A 19,121-nucleotide genomic window follows, 5' to 3' on the forward strand; every position below is an offset into this window, starting at 1 on the left:
AACCAGTCAGCTATACATTTATGCATGGATACTAAAATTAGCTGGGAATTATATCGCTCGTTTTTAGCGGTGATGCAATTTGGCTCACTGTCAGCTGCTGCGCGCGAACTAGGTAGCACTCAGCCTACCATTGGCCGACATATAGCAGCGTTGGAACAACATTTGGGGATTGTGCTTTTTACGCGAGCCCAAGGTGGATTAGTTGCCAGCAAAGAGGCGCAATCACTTCTGCCATATGCCCAGCAAATCGGCACGACCGTAGCGGCATTAAATCGCGTTGCCAGTTGTCAGAGCAGCCATATCCAAGGTGTTGTGCGAATTACCGCCAGCGATATTATCGGCATTGAACTACTTCCGCCGATTTTTAGTAAATTGCGCGCTAAACATGCCATGCTAAAACTGGAGTTAACCCTCTCTGACCAACCGCTTGATTTACTCCATCGCCAAGCAGATATTGCCGTTCGTATGTTTCGTCCCACCCAGCAACAGCTCATTGCGCGAAAAGTTGGGAATGTTTCGATAGGCCTTTATGCCAGTCAAGATTATGCTCAAAGCCACAAGCTGCCGGTTGCATTAGAACAGCTATCAGAACATGCACTGATAGGTTACGACCACATCACACCATTTATTCGAGAAACAACTAAGAAACTCAACTCAAACGTATTTGAACGTACAAATTTTTCCCTAGCAGCTGACTCTAACGTAGCGCAATTAGCAATGATTAAAGCAGGAATGGGCATCGGTGCTTGCCAAACTCAACTCGCCCAGCGCTACCAACTTATCCCTATTTTGGCTGACTCTTTTTGTGTCAATCTTGAACTGTGGATAGTGATGCATGAGGACTTAAGATATAACAAAGCGTGTCGTGCTGTGTTTGATGCGCTCTGTGAGGGGCTTAAGAGATAAAGCTCCCCCATGCTCAGTTATCGCAATTTTATCGATCCAAGCAAAATAGTGACTAAAAAATAACTGCTCAAAAAATGCGCTGCAATAGCGCAGATTGTTCAAGATGGTGCACCATCAGTGAAATTTTCCCGACCAATGACTGCAAAATAATTTAAATAACGCCATCGTATTTATTTTAATCAGCGACTTTATCACCACAAAATAACCATTTTATTTATGTGGCATATATTGTGCTTGTAAAAAACTAACCAAATGGTCAGGAATTTTAAATGCGAATTGAAGGAGCGCTGCATGAATCAACGATTTCAGGTTCTTACCTCTGAGTCTGTCGCTGAACCCGAGCCAGAGGCCCAACCACAACAACCATCTCGCCCCGTGGTAAGCACCGAAAAACTCAATGTGATCTATCCGTCCGCCGACCAACCCGTGCATGCGCTGGCCGATGTCGACTTATTAATTCGCAAGGGTGAATTTGTCTCGCTAATTGGTCCCTCTGGGTGTGGTAAAACCACTTTATTGCGAGTCATTGCAGACTTAGAACCGATCACCTCTGGCAATGTCTTGGTCAATGATATGACACCCAGTGAAGCGCGCCAAGAGCGAGCCTATGGCTATGTGTTTCAGGCGGCCACGTTGCTGATGTGGCGCACCGTGCTGGCAAATGTCATGTTACCGCTGATTATTCAGCGCCGTCCAGAACAAGAAGCGCAGCGCATTGCCCGCGAACAACTGGCTAAAGTGGGCTTAAGTGGTTTTGAAGATAAATATCCATGGCAGCTTTCAGGAGGGATGCAGCAACGTGTGTCCATCGCTCGAGCACTAGGCTTTGAGCCAAAAATCTTAATGATGGATGAACCATTTGGCGCTTTAGATGAAATCACCCGCAATAATCTTAACCAACAGTTACAACAGCTGTGGCGCGAACAACAGCGCACCGTAGTGTTTGTGACCCACTCCATCTCCGAAGCGGTTTATCTGTCCACCAAAATTGTGGTGATGTCGCCGCGGCCAGGACGTATTGTCGATATTATTGACTCGCCACTGCCACGTGAGCGAACCGCCGCCATCCGCGATAGCGAAGAATTTATTCAACTGACCCAACGAGTGCGTGATGCGCTATCGGAGGGGCATCATGAACATTAGTTTAAGCCTTGCGCGTCGCCACAGTATTCCGATAGGCGTCGTACTCGCTGTATTTATTGTGCTTTGGTATGCACTAGCTATTGCGATGAACGCATCAGGGGTGATAGCGCGAGTTTTGCCAAGCGACTGGAGCTGGCAGCAGCTGCTTGCCGCTACTTGGAATATGTCTCGACCAGTATTACCAACTCCGCATCAAATCATCATTGATGTGTATAACAGTATCACTCAATGGCCGGTTACTTCCCCGCGAAACTTGCTCTATCACGCTTGGGTAACGGCCAGTGCAGCATTAACCGGATTTGCCATGGGCACGGTGTTAGGGATTGTTCTGGCAATCATCATTGTTCACTCCAAGATGCTCGATAGAGCCTTGTTACCGTGGATTGTCGCCTCGCAGACCATTCCGGTGTTAGCGATTGCACCGATTGTATTGGTCATCTTGGGGAGCCTGAATATCACCGGGTTATTTCCCAAAGCGGTGATCGCCATGTACTTGTGCTTTTTCCCCATTACGATTGCCATGGTTCAGGGGCTTCGCTCGCCAGCCAAAATGCAGATGGAGCTTTTTTATACCTATGGCGTAACCAACCTTGATACGTTGAAAATGCTGCGCTTTCCTTCAGCTTTGCCGTTTTTATTTCCCGCCTGTCGAGTTGCAATTGCCGCAGGGCTTGTAGGAACGATGGTTGCAGAATTACCAACCGGAGCTCAGGCCGGTTTAGGTGCAAGATTACTCGTTGGTTCCTATTACGGAAACACGTTGATGATCTGGTCAGCGCTGGTGGTGGCTTCGTTATTAGGGCTGTTTTTAACGGGCGTTGTCAGTGTCATTGAATATTGGGTGATGCGAAATAGGAGAATAGCATGAAGCATTATAAATCAGGTGCTCTACTGATTGTTTTCACTCTAGTCTTTGCGCTGTTAGGACTGACTCAATTCATTCATATTGACTTTACTGCAGCAAATTTAACCATTGATTACATGCCATGCATTGCCAGCCTTTGCTTAATTGTAGTCGCGGGTTGGAGCTGTTTTACAGCCGTTCGCTTTAAGCATGTTCTTATCATTCAAGCGCTGACTTTGCTCGCCAGTTACTTTTTATTAAAAAGCGCTGAGCATGAAGCGTCCAATATTGTTCCATTTTGGTTGATCACGATTTCTTTAATATTATCGGCCAACCTTTGCCTTAAGTATTTCGTTGAACAAACGGATGTGGCTGTTGCGCAATTAATTATTGCGGCGCTATTTGGGTTTTGGTGTTTGTATCTGTGGCAACTGATTGTAACTGTATTACAAGTGCCGCAAGTTTTACTGCCAACACCGGTAGCGATTGGTCATGCGCTCATTAGCAATACCTTGATGCTATGGGGTGATTTTGTCCAAACCGTCATCAAATCAGTCATCATTGGCTACCTTTTAGGCAATGGACTGGGGATTTTAAGTGCCATCATTATTGAACGCTCCAGCTTTTTACGACGCGGCTTTTTGCCACTGGCAAATCTCACCAGTACCGTCCCACTGGTTGGTGTTGCCCCCATTGCAGTGATGTGGTTTGGATTTGATTGGCCATCAAAAGCGGCCGTGATTGTCTTAGTCACTTATTTCCCAGCGCTGGTGTCAGCTTTAGCGGGCCTACAATCGACCAATAAGCTTGAGCAAGAATTAATGCACTCCTACGCCGCCAGCTATTGGCTCACTCTCAAAATGCTGCGGCTGCCAGCGGCCATGCCATTTATCTTCAACGCCCTTAAAGTGAACTCAGCTTTAGCGCTTATCACGGCGATTGTTGCGGAATATTTTGGCTCACCAACCATGGGCTTAGGATTTCGAATTTCGGTTGAAGCCGCACGCATGCATATGCCGATAGTCTGGTCGGCAATTGTGGTTGCCTCTGTGGCAGGCTCACTACTTTATGCACTGCTGGTGTATTTAGAGCGGCGGGTGACTTTTTGGCATCCCGCGATTCGCAAAGCGTAATTCACTCATAGCCAAGCTCGATGGCTGTGAGAACACGGTAAAACTAAACCAAACGTAAGAGCGTCTTAGTTGCTTGGACGCATCTTTTGAAAGTGTTACTACATAAGGGAAGAATGGATGATGAAAAAAACGAAGTTGAAGGGCCTGCTGCGTAGTGCGTGTGCTGCGATGGTTGTGGCATCAATCACCACCACTGCTTATGCCATGGATAAGGTCACTCTGCAGCTAAAATGGGTGCCTCAAGCGCAATTTGCTGGCTACTACGTTGCCAAAGAAAAAGGGTTTTATAAAGACCATGGCGTTGATGTCACCATTAAACCCGGTGGCACAGATATATCCCCTGTTCAGGTTATCGCAGGCCATTCAGCGGATGTGATTGTGGACTGGATGCCAGATGCCCTCGCCGCTCGCGAATCTGGCGTACCGCTGGTAAACGTAGCTCAGATCTATAACCGTTCAGGCATGATGCTCACTTGTAAAAAGTCTTCTGGAATTAAAACCCCGAGCGATCTGAAAGGTAAAACATTAGGGGTTTGGTACGGCGGGAATGAATATCCATTTTTTAACTGGATGGCTAAACTTCATTTAACACCGGGCAAAGATATTCATGTTCTAAAACAAGGCTTCAACGTTGATCCGCTCCTCAATGGTCAGGCTGATTGTATCTCTGCGATGAACTACAACGAGTACTGGCAGCTCATCGATGCCGGGATGAAAAAAGATCAACTGATCTCATTCCCATATGAAGATGAAGGTGTTTCAACCTTAGAAGATGGTTTATATGTGTTATCGCCTAACCTTAAAGACCCTGCGTTTGTCGCCAAAATGGCGAAATTTTTAGCCGGAACATTCGAAGGTTGGAACTATGCGGTGAAACATCCTAAAGAAGCAGCCAAAATTGTTGTTGCACAAGATATGTCAGGTGCGGCAACACTCAAAGTGCAAACCCGACAGATGCAAAACGTTGCCAAACTTATCACTTATGCCAATACCGATAAGATGGGTTACCTTGAACCTGATGCGTATCACCGCACCATAAAAATGCTACTCAACAGCGGCCAACAAGCCGTCATCAAAAAAGACCCTGGCGACAGTGCTATGACACATGTTGTCTGGGAACAAGCGATGAAGAAATAGTCAGTTAGCTTTAAACTCGTTGTGTTAAAAAACGGCTCACTCAATGAATAAAGTGGGCCGTAATTTTCTGCTTAAACCAGCATGAAAACAGGCACTTTGTCAAATATCACAACGATCACTATACTGTGGGCCAACCTCTAATCATTGTTTTATTCAAATAGGCTAAATCAAATCATGAGTGGTATTTTCAAGCCAGATGACGTGGCTAATCTATTGCATTTGCAAGCTGAAGGGGAAAACAGCGCAATGAATAAAGGACGGATCCGCAAAAGTAATGAAAATCTAATTTTAGCTGCAGCCGAACGCGCCTTTTCCCAATATGGATTTAAAGGCACGACGATGGCGCAAATAGCCGAAGAAGCAGGCCTACCGAAAGCCAACCTACACTATTACTTTTCCAGTAAAAAGAACCTATATCTGCATCTACTCAACCGTATTTTGACGCAGTGGTTAGATCCCATGTCGGAGATCCATCCCGATGCTGACCCAAAAATCGCGTTAGAAGCCTATGTCCGGCAAAAAATGCACTTGGTATTTGATCGCCCCCAAGCATCAAAATTGTTTGCCAATGAGCTGCTCCAAGGTGCAAAAGTTGTCAATGGCCTATTACACACCACCTTAAAACAGCTAGTCGCTCAAAAATCAGCGGTGATTGAACAATGGATTAGCGAAGGGAAGATAAAACCTATCGATAGCGTTCAACTCTTTTTCTCGATGTGGGCAATGACCCAAACCTATGCAGATTTCGACGTGCAGATTAATGCCGTCCTTGGTCAATCTATCCACCAACACGATCAGCAAGAACGCGCAATTGAACACGTACTGACAATGGTTTTTCGCAGCTGTGGCTTAGATGACTAAGCCTTTATCTTTTCCATAGCCAAAGTGTGGTTATTGCACATTATCTAAGCAAAAAAGCACAGTATTTGTGCATTCTTGTGACTTTCCACAATTTCTTGATCTCTGATTTATCACTAATTTCCCCATAATAGCTGGTTTTTTAAACATTTCTGACCAACTGGTCAAGTTGGCACATAAATCGCTTTCTTAATAAACAATCCTAACCAATTGGTCAGGATTTTGTGCCAAATAATGACCAAGGGGCAATGTATGACTCATCGAAATCCTCCTTCGCCGAAGGTGACGGAGCAATATCCAACGTCAGGAGGTTGCAAATCCGCATTTTGCGATTTTCCTGCACCACTTTCTGCCGTTGCGGCGATGGCCGAAACTGATCGCTGTTACTACTGCTATGACGCGCCATGCATGAAAGCATGTCCTGCTGAGATTAATGTTCCGCAATTTATTCATCGAATAGCAGAGCACAACATTCGCGGCGCAGCTGAAACGATTCTTAGCGCAAATGAACTGGGCGGCATGTGTGCCCGAGTTTGCCCAACTGAAGTGCTCTGCGAACAAGCTTGCGTGCGCCAAGCGCAAGAAGCTAAACCCGTGGAAATCGGTCGCCTGCAGCGCTTTGCAACCGATCAGTACTTTGCCAATCCAGGCAAGCCATTATTTAAACGCGCGCCAAATAGTGGCTGTAAAGCGGCTGTAGTTGGCGCGGGTCCTGCAGGGTTAACGGTGGCGCATCGTTTAGCGCGCCAAGGCCATGATGTGGTGCTCTTTGATGCTAATTCTAAATTGGGCGGTCTCAATGAATATGGGTTAGCGCGCTATAAAACTTCGAGTGAATTTGCCCAGCAAGAGATCAACAGGCTGTTGTCAATTGGCGGCATTGAAGTACGTACCAATAGTAAGTTAGGCCAAGACTTTCAACTTGGCGATTTAACGGCTCAATACGATGCCGTTTTCTTAGGACTCGGGCTCGGATCGGTCAATTCGCTCGGTATTGAAGAGCCGGCTCTACCTGAGATCCGAGAAGCAGTTGAGTTTATCTCGCAGCTTCGCCAAGCAGATGACCTAAGCACAGTGCACGTGGGTAATAAAGTGCTCGTCATTGGTGGCGGGATGACCGCTGTTGATGCTGCTGTACAAGCTAAAAAGCTTGGTGCAACTGAGGTTACGATGGCCTATCGGCGCGGCGAAGCGGATTTTAAAGCCTCAGCACACGAAATTAATTGGGCTCGCGAAAATGGCGTCACCATCCAATGTTGGGCTAAACCCGAAGCGATTCATAACGAGGATGGCTTAACCGCGGTGAGCTTTGTTAAAACAGCCACTCAGCATGGTCGTCTGGTAGAGACTGATGAACATTTTACGATTGCAACAGACATGTTGCTTAAAGCGATTGGCCAACGTTATCAACCATGGTCAGAAACGCTGCAACCAACACTTAAAAATGGCCGAATCGCCATTGACGATGAATGCCGCACATCAATCGCTGGGGTTTGGGCCGGTGGTGACTGTGTTAATGGTGGCCAAGATCTAACTGTTGATGCCGTACGCCTTGGCAAACTTGCTGCACAATCGATGGATAGAGCGATGCGCTTGAATGCTCAGATGAGCCCAATTTTAGAAAAAGAGGTGTCCAATGGCTGATTTAACATCGAACTTTTTGGGCATCCATAGCCCTAATCCGTTTTGGCTGGCTTCGGCTCCGCCAACCGATAAAGAATATAACGTAGTACGAGCTTATGAAGCTGGCTGGGGCGGAGTTGTTTGGAAAACACTCGGGCTCGACCCACATGTCGTCAACGTCAAAGGGCCTCGTTATAGCACGTTTCGCTCATCGAACAGAAAGATAATTGGGCTTAACAACATTGAGCTGATTACTGACCGCACCCTCGATATAAACTTAGAAGAGATTGCCCGCGTTAAACGCAACTGGCCGGATCGCGCGCTTGTAGTTTCCATTATGGTGCCGTGCGATGAAGAGTCTTGGAAATTCATTTTGCCATTGGTTGAACAAACTGGCGCAGATGGCATTGAGCTTAATTTTGGATGCCCTCATGGCATGAGTGAGCGTGGCATGGGCGCCGCTGTTGGGCAAGTTCCAGAATATATCGAGATGGTCACCCGCTGGTGCAAGATGTATTGCTCAATTCCCGTTATCGTCAAATTAACCCCTAACATCACCGATATTCGCTACCCAGCCCAAGCAGCCAAACGAGGCGGTGCTGACGCGGTGTCACTGATAAACACCATTAACTCTGTGATGGGAGTCGATCTCGACCAGATGTTGATGACTCCACATACCGAAAATAAAGGTTCACACGGTGGCTATTGCGGCCCAGCTGTCAAACCTATTGCCTTAAATATGGTCAGTGAAATTGGCCGCGCGCCCGAAACAAGTGATCTTTTAATTTCAGGGATTGGTGGTATTTCAACGTGGAAAGATGCCGCCGAATTTATCGCCCTTGGCTGCTCCAATGTGCAGGTTTGTACCGCAGTGATGGTGCATGGCTTTCGCATTGTGGAAGATATGATAAGCGGCCTGTCTAACTTTATGGATGAAGCGGGTTATAACACCATCGAAGATTTTCGAGGCAAAGCACTGCCCTCTGTCACCGACTGGCGCTATTTGAATTTAAATCATGTGAATAAAGCGGTGATTGATCAGAACCTTTGTATCAAATGCGGTAAATGCCACATTGCCTGTGAAGACACCTCACATCAAGCCATCACGCATACCCTTGATGGGAAGCGGCATTATCAGGTCAAAGAACAAGATTGTGTGGGCTGTAATTTGTGCGTCTCTATCTGTCCGATTGAAAACTGCATCACGATGCGCGCTCTTGCGCCAGGGGAAGTGGATCAGCGCACCGGTGAAGTCGTTCGCGCCGATTATGCCAACTGGACGCAACATCCCAACAACCCGCTGGCCAGCACTGAACCTGCCACACCGGTTGTTGAATAAGGATTGGGTTATGAAAACACAATCAGTGAAAGGAAAAGCTTTAGTCAGTACCGACTACCAATTATCAGGCAATCGATACTTCAAACGGAACAGTCCAATAAAACGCACTGTGGTGACGGCAAGTCAGAGTGGGTTTACGGCGGCTGATGGAACTTTATAGACGGATTGGAGGTGCAAAATGTACGAATGTAGCTTAGAGAGAATGACCAATAAGATAAATACGTTTAGTCAATTTGGTGATGCCGGACATGGCGGAATTACTCGCTATACGCTCTCTGGCGAAGATGTTTTGGCCAGAAACGAGTTTATCAAAAGAATGCAAGCGATTGGTGCAACCATCGAAATCGATGATGTTGCCAATATTTACGCGACGCTGCCCGGCAGTGATGCTAGTGCCAAACGGATCGTCATGGGATCTCACTCTGATTCGGTTAAAAATGGCGGAAATTACGATGGCATTTTAGGCGTTATGTCCGCGATGGAAGTTTTAGAAACCGTCGCCCAGAACAATATTGCCCACAAGCATCCACTGACCGCGATGATTTGGACCAATGAAGAAGGCTCTCTTTATCCACCAGCGATGATGATCTCAGGAGTGGTGTGTTACGACTATTTACCAGAAGATGTCAGAGGTAAATTTAAATACGAAGACATGATGCAATCAAAAAGTGTGTTGGATAAACAGACCACGTTTGGCCAAGCACTCGACGCATCTGAGTTTAAAGGCGATGTTGCCAACCGACTCAGCCCTGATAACTACAAATGCATGTTTGAAATTCACATCGAGCAAGGCCCGATTTTAGAAGATGCAGGCAATGACATCGGCGTGGTTGACTGTGTTCTGGGAATGTTTAATTACCGCTTACGGTTTTATGGACAAACAGTGCATGCCGGAACCTTCCCTATGCCGAAACGGCGCGATGCGCTCTACGCAGCATCACAGGCATTGTGTTATCTGCATGATGAAATCGACAAGTTGGGTTACAGCGATTTGGTCTATACAACTGGTGAAATTGAATGTCATCCGAACGTCCATACCTGCGTGCCCGATGAAGTTGATTTTAGTATTGATGTCCGCCATGAGAGTGCCGAAGTTCGCGCCAAAGTGTTGGCTGTCGTTCAATCCTGTAGTGAAAAACAGTGGGCTGGATGCAGCTGCAAAGTCGATAAAATGTGGAACCGCGATACAGTCTACTGGAATGACACCTTAGTCAGTTTTGTCAAAGCCGCGGCAGAAGAAACCGGGGTATCGCATCAGGTGTTGCACTCAGGCGCCGGACACGATGCTCAGTTTGCCGCTTATATGATGCCGACCACGATGATTTTTGTGCAATCAAAAGACGGTTTATCTCATTGTGAACAGGAATACTCCTCACCAGAGCAGTGCACTTGTGGTGCAACAGTTCTGTTAAACGCCGTATTAAAAGCCGATGCCGAATAAGGAGATCTCATGGATTTAATCATTAAAAACGGGACTGTGGTCACCGCCACTGATACCGTCAAAGCCGATGTCGCCGTTCGTGATGGCAAGATTGTCGCAATAGGTGCTGATTTGCCGCTTGATGGTGCCAAAGTCGTTGATGCAGCTGGTAAATTAGTCCTGCCAGGCGCGCTTGATGTGCATACCCATTTGGCGATGCCGTTTGGCGGCACAACCTCTGCTGATGGCTATTTTGCAGGGACTCGAGCGGCGGCCTGCGGCGGGGTAACGACAGTTTTTGATTATCCCATGCAGCGCAAAGGCATGACTATCAAACAGGTGATTGATTCGAAAAAGGCCATCTGTGAAAAAGAAGCCTGTATTGATTATGCCTATCACTGCATTATTACTGACTTAAATGATGGTGCGATTTTAGATGAGATGGAATCAGCAGTAGCATCTGGGATCACCAGTTTTAAATGCTTTTTTGTCTATAAAAAAGAAGGCATGATGGTGGATGATGGCGTCTTTGCAAGGCTACTTCTCAAGGCCAAAGAAGTAGGCGCGATGCTCAATCTACATGCGGAAAACCCCGATCTGATTGATTACAACGTTGAGAAGTTTTTAGCCGAAGGAAAAACCTCAGCTTGGTACCATTACTTAAGCCGCCCAGAATATGTCGAAGCCGAAGCGGATAAACGGGCCGTGCATTGGGCAAAACATTTAGAAGCGCCGCTATATTTGGTGCATATGGCTGATAAAGAAGGCCTTGAAGCGGCGATTGAAGCGAAAAAAGAAAACAGCAATATCTATATTGAAACATGCCCACAATATTTAGAATTTACCAGTGACGTGTATAAACGCGACGATGGTCGAAACTTCGTTTGTTCACCACCGATAAAAGGCCAGGAAAGTCAGGATGCATTGTGGAAGGCCATCAAAAATGGCGGCATTGATGTTGTGGCAACCGACCACTGTCCGTTCCAATCACATGAAAAAGATTGGGGCATCAATGACTTCACGAAAATTCCCAATGGCTGCGCCGGTATCGAAAACCTCTACCCTTATATGTTATCGGCTGCCAACCAAGGTAAGCTTTCTTATAATCAAGTCGTTGCGTTATGCGCGAGCAATCCAGCGAAAATTTTTGGCTGTGCCGATAAAGGCAGTATCGCAGTAGGAAAAGATGCAGATATCGTGATTTATGACCCGAGTATCGATTTCACCATCTCTGTTGATAACATGCACTCAGACTACGACCATACCATCTGGGAAGGCATTCAGGTCAAAGGGTATCCGGTACAAACCTATTCACGGGGCCGCTTAGTTTACGACCACGGTGATTTTGTTGGCCAACCGGGTTGGGGTAACTTTGTGAAACGAGAAAAACGCGCATAACCGCACCACTTAATCCCAAGTATGAATAACGCCAGCCATTAAACCCTCTGATTCATTTTTGACTCAGAGGGTTTATTTATTTCAGCTTTCATTGAAATTTAATCACAATTGAAAAACTGCTCAATAATGCAATAACGTTTTCATGCGCTACTCTCAAAGCTTTTCAAGCAGTCCAGAGGCCACCTTATATTTTTACACAATGGATAAGCTCGCTTAACAGCTTCTCATCGAACAGTGGATGAGAAGCGGCCCCCAAAACCAGGGCAATCTCAACAGATGGCAGCACTGGCATATCCGTTAATATTTTTAAATCGGTACTCACACTAAGCTGGCCCATAGCACTAATGGCCAAGCCTTGGCGAACAATTGCACACTGCGCAGAAGCGCTATCGCAACAAGTGACCAACTGATAAGCTCGCCCTTGTTTTGTCAGGCTATCGATAGCCGATGCATGATATTTACAATCGTTTTGAAATAACGCCAAAGGCAGCGGTTCATTATCATTGCACTGAAACTCTGGTGCACTTACCCACACGCCTTGGTCGCGAGCGAGATAATAACCTTCATCAGAATCACTGGCTCGAGTGACAATCGCCGCATCAAGCTTTCCATCATCAAGCCAAGTTCTTAATGTGGCACTTGGATGGCAAAACACTTGAATCGAACAGGTTGGTTGCATGCGACGCAAAAGTGCAACCAACTGCGGTAAAATCACCTGATTATAATCATCAGGGCAACCCAAATTGAGAGGCCGTTTATTCTCGTAGCGACGCACCTGTTTGAGCGCCTGATTATGCAGCCCCGTCAACTGCTGTGCATAACTGCGAAGCGCTAATCCAGCTTCACTTAAAACGAGATTTCGGCCCTGTTTTTCAAATAGCTGCACATTCAGTTCACTTTCTAATTTATGCATCTGGGCACTAAATGCTGATTGAGTTCGGTGAATTTGTTTCGCCGCTCGGGTAAAACTGCCCGTATCTACAAACGCCAGAAACCCTTTTAAGGCATCCATGTCCATGGTGAATCGCTCGTACAATTAAAATCAGAGTGCTTTAAAACTATCGATTAATCGGCACCAAAGCAATCATTTGCCATTGAGCGAACTAGTTTGGATAAGGGGAAGGCCAGCAGAGGCTGGCCTTAAAGGAAATTAATCTTTGCGGACAAAAAAGGCATAACTAATCGCGCCAATAAGCAGCAATCCAGCACCAAGCATGAAGACATCCGTAAAGTTGCCTGTTGCATCAAGCACCATACCGGCCACAATCGGGGCACAAGCCGCGCCCAAGAAGCCACCAAAGTTTTGAATTGAGCCTAATGATGACACCTGATCACTTGGGGCAATATCTGATGCTAATGTCCAAATAGCGCCTTGAGGTAATTGTGAGAAGAAATAGCCAAGACTCAACAGAGCAATACTCAAACCATAACTATGAACAAAAGCAACTGGGGCTACAGCACAAGCTGCAAATGCCGCACCTGCTACAATTGGCACTTTTCTAGAAGTTACCGCATTAACGCCTTTGCGCACCAGAAAATCAGATAAACTACCACCACAAAGTACACCTAAAATCCCTGCGATAAAGGGAAGTGATGCCACCCAGCCGGTTTCTTTAATGCTCATTCCCATGCTGTTTTCTAGATAACTCGGCAACCAAGTCAGATATACCCAAATGGTGAACATAATCGAAAAATTGCCAATAATCATGAACCAAGTCGAACGACGTTTAAATAATGAGCCCCAATCGACTTTGACTGAATCTGAACTTTGCTGATGGATCTGTGCATTATCTTCGCGATGAATTGCTGCGTACTCGGCTCGATTTGGCGCGCGGAAAAATTTAAGCCAAACCAAGATAACCGGAATACTCATCACGCCAATCACCACAAACATGCCACGCCACCCCAGAGTCAGCAGCAAAATAGTTAACAGTGGTGGGGCAACGGCATTCGCTATCTGCGAGCCAGTGTTGATAATTGAAGTTGGCAAGCCGCGCTCTTTATCTGAGAACCACATATCGGTGACTTTAATACCCGTGGTAAAAAATGGTGATTCAGCAACGCCAAGCAACACACGCAGCGCATACAACGTGCCATACCCAGAGGTGAAACCAGCAATAACGGTAACCGCAGACCAAAGCGTTAAACCAATTGAAAATATTTTCTTCGGTCCGAATCGGTCAACGAGCCATCCAGCAGGCAAATTCGCAATTGCATAAGGCCAGAGAAAAGCCGATAACAAAAAGCCCATTTGAGTCGAACTTAATCCAAACTCTTTAGCAATAGTTGAATTAGCAATACTTAAATTGGCTCGATCAAAATAGTTAATAACGGCCGCGATTAAAATTAAAGTAACAATCCCCCATCGAAAATTACTGCTAGTTTTTGAATAATTATTTTCTATTGTATTAATATCTTGTAGAGATGCAGATGTTTTCATAACAAAGCCTTTTTTAAATTAAACGCAAAGTGCACTCCGAAGCATGCTTGAGACATAGCGATAGCATGGGGCGATATTTAATCGCCCTAGTAAGTATTAAAATTCTTTAAATATTCTTAATTTTATTTAGATAAAGTTCAGTGCCATCTTTAATCTGTTTTAATAACACATCGAGGGCCCAGTATTTAGCAACCACATCATCTTTAATCACACGGCAATAATCACTTTCAAAATTATGGTTATTTAGCAGTTGATGATAAATTTTGGCATTTTTGGGATATCCTAAATTTTCCACAACCGCACTTAATGAAAGAAAAATCGATAATTCATCAGCCAGTGATAAGTCTTCATCACGCTGGTGATATAACCAGTGATAGAGCTCTGGATGGAAATTGGTAAATACGCCACAAAATCCGGTAGAGCCGGCTTGCATCGCTGGATAGGCAATAGCCGCATTAGCATTAATGATATGCAGCGGTGTATTGGCAACCAATTTGACCCGATGCGTCACCGTAGCCAAGTCACAGCTCACATCTTTTAAAGCCACAAATCGCCCGCTATTGGCGCAGTACTGCAACTCATCATCACTGAGTAAGCGCCGATAAGGAGCTGGACATTCATAAAGCCCCAAGGCCAAAGATTCAGGCAAGCTTGCTAAAATAGTATTGAGTGACTCATAAAACGTAGCGCTCCCCTGTTGTTTGGGATCCAGATGATTGGTGACTAAAACCAATACATCCGCACCAGTTTCAGCCATCGACTGTAGTTCGTTAACCTGAGCATCAAGATCATCACTGATATGGCCCGAGGTCATCACCGGAACACGTCCAGCAACTTCATCAACCACACAGCGAGTAATGTTCACACGCTCTTGTAGCGTTAAATACTGCATCTCACTGGATTGGCACACGGCAAACAGGCCATCAACCTGATGGTCGATATACCAATTGACGAGCCGTTTTAGCGCTGCATAATCCACACTGCCGTCACTTGCAAATGGCGTCAGCATCACTGGAATCACACCTTCAATAGATTTCATAACAACCTCTTTAAAAACATGTATTAAGCAAATGCAGCAGAAATAGTTGGATTTTGAGAATTCATTCGACTCAGCGCCTGCTCTTTATCAGGCATGGCCGAAGCCCCTTCTTGTTCAACCGCAAGGGATGCAAAAGCTGCTGCGAATTTAACTGCTTGCGACAACCGTTGCCCGGCGCTTAAAGCTGCTGCTAACGCGCCATTAAAAGAATCACCAGCACCTGTAGTATCCACACTGACGGCCTTAAATGCTGGCCAGTACTGAGTTTTGCCGTTGTCATTACTGACAACACCGTTCGCACCTAAGGTAATCACAGCCTGAGAAACACCTTTAGCCAAAATCTGCTCGGATGCTGCAATGGCAGAGGTTTTATCGGTAATCGTGATACCAGAGATTTCACTGGCTTCCGTTTCATTGGGAGTAATTAAATCGACATAAGGCAGACACAACTCAACTTCGCGTGAATACGGCGCTGGATTTAAAATGGTAAACACACCAAGCTGTTTTGCTAGTTTGAGTATCGTTAACGTTGCTGAGATATTGTTTTCTAGTTGCACCACCAGCACATCAGCTTCTGCCAATTGTGGTTTAATGGCCTGAACTTCTTCATCAGTGATGGTCTGATTCGCTCCTGGGCAGATAGCAATCATATTTTCGCCATCGTTCTGCGAGACATAAATCAGCGCATTGCCCGTTGGATCACTATCTGATTGATATAATGTGAATGAATGGATCCCAGAATTTTCTAAATGCTCGAACGCCACATTGCTAAAATGATCTTTGCCAACTTTCGCCACAAAATGGACTTTGGCACCAGCTTTACTTGCAGCCAAAGCTTGATTAGCACCTTTACCACCAGGGCCTAAAATACTATCTAAGGCCTTTAAAGTTTCCCCTTTTTGCGGGAATCGCTGTACCTTCGCGACGATATCAACGTTAAATGACCCCATTACACACACATTGCCGGTCATAACAGCTCCTCTGCTTTGATTTGGTTTTGGCTCTATATTTGTTTTAAATATCGAATTAATTTCGCTGCCATATCGTTTAATAACCTGATCCTGCATTTTGCGTCGGATTAAAATAGCGCCACCATAACAACGAGAAACTACGTTATTTTTAGAAAAGAAATTAAAGTCATTGCGGATAGTCTTAGTAGAAACATGAAACATCTCTGCTAATTCATTAACCGTTGCTCTATCGTGCTGATTCAAAAATTCCAAAATTAATCGGCGTCGTTCTTCTGTAAACATAGGCCCCTCTCAATCTGACTGTATACAGATTAAATTTCTGACAAAATTTTTTAGTGATGCAGCTCGGAGTTTCTCTAGCCAAACGGAAACAAACGGAAAGAACTAAAATTAAGCGGCAAGTTGAATAAATGAAAAATAGCTAAATATAAAATTGGTAGGGTGATCGATGAATAAAATACTTTACTCAGGTAATAAATTTAAATACCTCCTGCGAGTTTTTTATTTTAACTTATTCATATTAATAATAAATTTTCATTGGCAATAATTAATGCAATAGTTAACAACTCAAATTAATTCATCGGTATTGTTAATAGGTATTATCGAAACTATTCGTTAGTTAAGCTCAATGAGATCACTTAAGCTCAATTCATCACAACTGACGCGGATGGGACAAACGATGCAACTGTATATTGGGAATCAAAACTACTCAACTTGGTCACTTAGAGCTTGGCTAATTATCAAGCAGTTCAATCTAGAAGCACAAATCACCAAGCTTAAGCTGTTCTCTGATGAGTTTTATCAAACCCTTGAGCCTATCACCCCAACAGCGAAAGTTCCGGTATTGGTGGATGGCCCGGTGACGGTTTGGGAATCTCTAGCCATTTTAGAATATATCAATGAAGCCTATTTAGATGCTAAAGCGTGGCCTAGCGATCAAGTTCAAAAAGCCAAAGCCCGTGCGCTCGCCGCTGAAATGCACTCGGGATTTTCCGCCCTTCGCGCTGAAATGCCGATGAATATTAGAGCAAAGCGCAAAATACAGCTCAGCGAACAAGGCCACAAAGATCTGGCTCGAATTGAGAGCATGTTCACTGAGCAGATGAATCAATATCCCACAGGATGGCTATTTGGTCAGTGGTCAATTGCCGATGCGATGTACGCACCAGTGGTGTTAAGACTTCAGAGCTATGGAATGACTCTAAACACGACGGCTCAACAATATATAGAGAAACAGCTTAACAGTCCGGCGTTACAACTTTGGTTAAAGCAATCACAACAAGAGAGCGATATCATTATCGAAGATGAATTAGGCGAGCCATTAAACTAATCAGCACTAAAACGGTTATCTTCTACAGGCCATTACATGGCATCAACTCAACGAATATCACCTCCATTGGAGGTGATATTTATCTGACAATCAATCATTATTCTTTCAACTTAAGAAAGTCGCCATCGATAATTAACAGCTTCACGCCTGTCTTGGTAATCGAGCGATGTGAGCTTAATTGATCAGAGACGATGTATGACATTCCCGGTGTTAAACAATTCTGCGTGCCATCTTTAAGCTCATTAATCACCTCACCTTCTAAACAATAAACAATATGGCCTTTTTCACACCAGTGATCGGCCACATAACCTGCTGAATACTCAACGACACGCACCCGTAGTCCAGGAAACTGCATGGTCTGCCAATAGGCAATACCCGTTTCGCCGGTATGTTCACTGCGAGGTATTTGTGACCAATCAATCGTTTGAAATGGAATATTTTTGTCATCCATGAGTGCTCTCCAAAGCAGTTATAAAAGGACTTTAATGGCTGGGGCTAGTAGTCTTCGCGCGCTTTAAGCTCGCTGTAATCGCTCATCACCCATTTTTGATAGCCAGGACGCGTTTTTAATTTTTCATACCAACGCGCAACATGGATAGGCAGCGAAATACTCAGCCCTTGAGTTGTGAGCCGATAGATAATCGCCCCCGCACAGATGTCAGCTAGCGTGATGGACTCACCAGCAAGATAGTCGCTTAACGAGAGCTGTTTATCCAGAACACTTAAGCACTGAACGCATTTTTCAAGTTCTGCATTCACCGTTTTCATATCGCGCTTTGCCGCACTCATCCGGTAATAACCCCAGAATGTTCCCATAAACGCGTTTTGAAAAATAAGCTGTGACCAATCCATCCAACGTTCATAAAGTGAGCGCTGATATGGGTCTTCGCTATACCAGCTTTCATCGGCGAAACTTGCCACTAAGTAACGCAAAATCGAGTGTGATTCCCAAATTGCTTTTTCGCCATCGACTAATACAGGAACTTTGCGCATTGGATTTAATTTAACAAATTCAGGGTCATCCAAACCCTTAAAGCGGCCACCGAGCTGAATATGTTGATAATCGATATTGAGCTCTTCTAATAACCACAAGACTTTTTGCACATTAAATGAGGTGGTTCGACCATATAACTTCACGCTATTTTCCTTCTAAGTCATCTGACACACAAAACCGATTAACAAGCGTTGATCATATCATTTTCCCCCTGGCAATAATGGTCAAAAAACGTATTTATTAATCACGCTATCTTCAACTGCCAGATAAGCAATATTCAGTTTATCTATCTGTTTTATATAAATAATCGGCGATCAAATAATATCTGTAGCAATGACAGCTTTGGACAAATTGTTCCTTGGTAGGTTGTTACAAGTGACTTAATGCACTCTATTGGGGCAATTATTGGGCAAAAGCTTGTAGTTCTATAACTTTTATGTATATTGTATGCAGTAGTAGTGCATTAATATTATTGAAATGGATTTTCTTATGCATACTTATTCAGCGGTTGTATTCAAAACAATCGGCTTATTCTTTGCATAACCA

17 protein-coding genes are annotated in these 19,121 nt (G+C 44.9%); 11 read left to right on the forward strand and 6 right to left on the reverse strand.

Features of this window, described 5'->3' with window-relative positions:
- Positions 1 to 24 precede the first annotated feature (24 nt).
- The 10 genes from ABTQ23_RS18185 (at position 25) to hydA (ending at position 11,801) form a co-directional block, all read left to right on the forward strand.
- Entirely contained in the window at positions 25 to 906 is an 882-nt protein-coding gene (locus tag ABTQ23_RS18185; RefSeq protein WP_408617180.1) for a LysR family transcriptional regulator, read from the forward strand.
- A gap of 291 nt (positions 907 to 1,197) precedes the next feature.
- Positions 1,198 to 2,049, forward strand: coding sequence for an ABC transporter ATP-binding protein (locus tag ABTQ23_RS18190; RefSeq protein ID WP_408617181.1), 852 nt, complete (start codon positions 1,198 to 1,200; stop codon positions 2,047 to 2,049).
- Positions 2,039 to 2,917 carry an ABC transporter permease gene (locus tag ABTQ23_RS18195; RefSeq protein ID WP_408617182.1) on the forward strand — a complete coding sequence of 293 codons (879 nt, stop codon included), beginning with the start codon at positions 2,039 to 2,041 and terminating at the stop codon, positions 2,915 to 2,917. The genes ABTQ23_RS18190 and ABTQ23_RS18195 overlap by 11 nt, the downstream gene beginning before the upstream one ends.
- Positions 2,914 to 4,026 carry an ABC transporter permease gene (locus tag ABTQ23_RS18200; RefSeq protein ID WP_408617183.1) on the forward strand — a complete coding sequence of 371 codons (1,113 nt, stop codon included), beginning with the start codon at positions 2,914 to 2,916 and terminating at the stop codon, positions 4,024 to 4,026. Before ABTQ23_RS18195 ends, ABTQ23_RS18200 begins: the two co-directional genes overlap by 4 nt.
- Positions 4,027 to 4,143: 117 nt before the next feature.
- A complete protein-coding gene (locus tag ABTQ23_RS18205) occupies positions 4,144 to 5,163 on the forward strand; it encodes an ABC transporter substrate-binding protein (protein WP_408617184.1) in 1,020 nt (339 codons plus the stop codon).
- Positions 5,164 to 5,337: 174 nt separating this feature from the next.
- Entirely contained in the window at positions 5,338 to 6,024 is a 687-nt protein-coding gene (locus tag ABTQ23_RS18210) for a TetR family transcriptional regulator C-terminal domain-containing protein (RefSeq protein WP_408617185.1), read from the forward strand.
- Positions 6,025 to 6,273: 249 nt separating this feature from the next.
- Positions 6,274 to 7,665, forward strand: a complete 1,392-nt coding sequence (locus tag ABTQ23_RS18215; RefSeq protein WP_408617186.1) for an NAD(P)-dependent oxidoreductase — start codon at positions 6,274 to 6,276, stop codon at positions 7,663 to 7,665.
- On the forward strand, positions 7,658 to 8,983 hold the full coding sequence (preA, locus tag ABTQ23_RS18220) for an NAD-dependent dihydropyrimidine dehydrogenase subunit PreA (protein WP_408617187.1): 1,326 nt from the start codon (positions 7,658 to 7,660) through the stop codon (positions 8,981 to 8,983). The genes ABTQ23_RS18215 and preA overlap by 8 nt, the downstream gene beginning before the upstream one ends.
- A gap of 178 nt (positions 8,984 to 9,161) precedes the next feature.
- Complete coding sequence (locus ABTQ23_RS18225; RefSeq protein WP_408617188.1) at positions 9,162 to 10,424, forward strand: Zn-dependent hydrolase; 1,263 nt, start codon at positions 9,162 to 9,164, stop codon at positions 10,422 to 10,424.
- 9 nt (positions 10,425 to 10,433) lie between these two features.
- Positions 10,434 to 11,801, forward strand: a complete 1,368-nt coding sequence (hydA, locus tag ABTQ23_RS18230) for a dihydropyrimidinase (RefSeq protein ID WP_408617189.1) — start codon at positions 10,434 to 10,436, stop codon at positions 11,799 to 11,801.
- Between the two features lie 184 nt (positions 11,802 to 11,985).
- On the opposite strand, the gene ABTQ23_RS18235 is transcribed toward hydA, so the two are convergent.
- The 4 genes from ABTQ23_RS18235 to rbsK form a co-directional block, all read right to left on the reverse strand.
- The gene (locus ABTQ23_RS18235; protein ID WP_408617190.1) at positions 11,986 to 12,819 is read right to left on the reverse strand and encodes a LysR family transcriptional regulator; all 834 of its coding nucleotides are present in this window, start codon (positions 12,817 to 12,819) and stop codon (positions 11,986 to 11,988) included.
- Positions 12,820 to 12,951: 132 nt separating this feature from the next.
- Entirely contained in the window at positions 12,952 to 14,241 is a 1,290-nt protein-coding gene (locus ABTQ23_RS18240; RefSeq protein WP_408617191.1) for an MFS transporter, read from the reverse strand.
- A gap of 106 nt (positions 14,242 to 14,347) precedes the next feature.
- The gene (locus ABTQ23_RS18245) at positions 14,348 to 15,280 is read right to left on the reverse strand and encodes a dihydrodipicolinate synthase family protein (RefSeq protein WP_408617192.1); all 933 of its coding nucleotides are present in this window, start codon (positions 15,278 to 15,280) and stop codon (positions 14,348 to 14,350) included.
- Between the two features lie 23 nt (positions 15,281 to 15,303).
- A complete protein-coding gene (rbsK, locus tag ABTQ23_RS18250; protein WP_408617193.1) occupies positions 15,304 to 16,533 on the reverse strand; it encodes a ribokinase in 1,230 nt (409 codons plus the stop codon).
- A 397-nt stretch (positions 16,534 to 16,930) separates the two neighbouring features.
- Here rbsK and ABTQ23_RS18255 point away from each other — a divergent pair, with 397 nt between their 5' ends.
- Positions 16,931 to 17,581 (forward strand): glutathione S-transferase family protein, encoded by a 651-nt coding sequence (locus ABTQ23_RS18255; protein ID WP_408617194.1) that lies wholly within the window; start codon positions 16,931 to 16,933, stop codon positions 17,579 to 17,581.
- 97 nt (positions 17,582 to 17,678) lie between these two features.
- Here the strand turns inward: ABTQ23_RS18255 and ABTQ23_RS18260 are convergent, their stop codons facing one another.
- Positions 17,679 to 18,032 (reverse strand): DHCW motif cupin fold protein, encoded by a 354-nt coding sequence (locus ABTQ23_RS18260; protein ID WP_408617195.1) that lies wholly within the window; start codon positions 18,030 to 18,032, stop codon positions 17,679 to 17,681.
- Positions 18,033 to 18,076: 44 nt separating this feature from the next.
- On the reverse strand, positions 18,077 to 18,718 hold the full coding sequence (locus ABTQ23_RS18265) for a glutathione S-transferase family protein (RefSeq protein WP_408617196.1): 642 nt from the start codon (positions 18,716 to 18,718) through the stop codon (positions 18,077 to 18,079).
- Positions 18,719 to 19,121 lie beyond the last annotated feature (403 nt).

The sequence above is a fragment of the Celerinatantimonas sediminis genome, assembly GCF_046054195.1.
Lineage (GTDB): Bacteria > Pseudomonadota > Gammaproteobacteria > Enterobacterales > Celerinatantimonadaceae > Celerinatantimonas.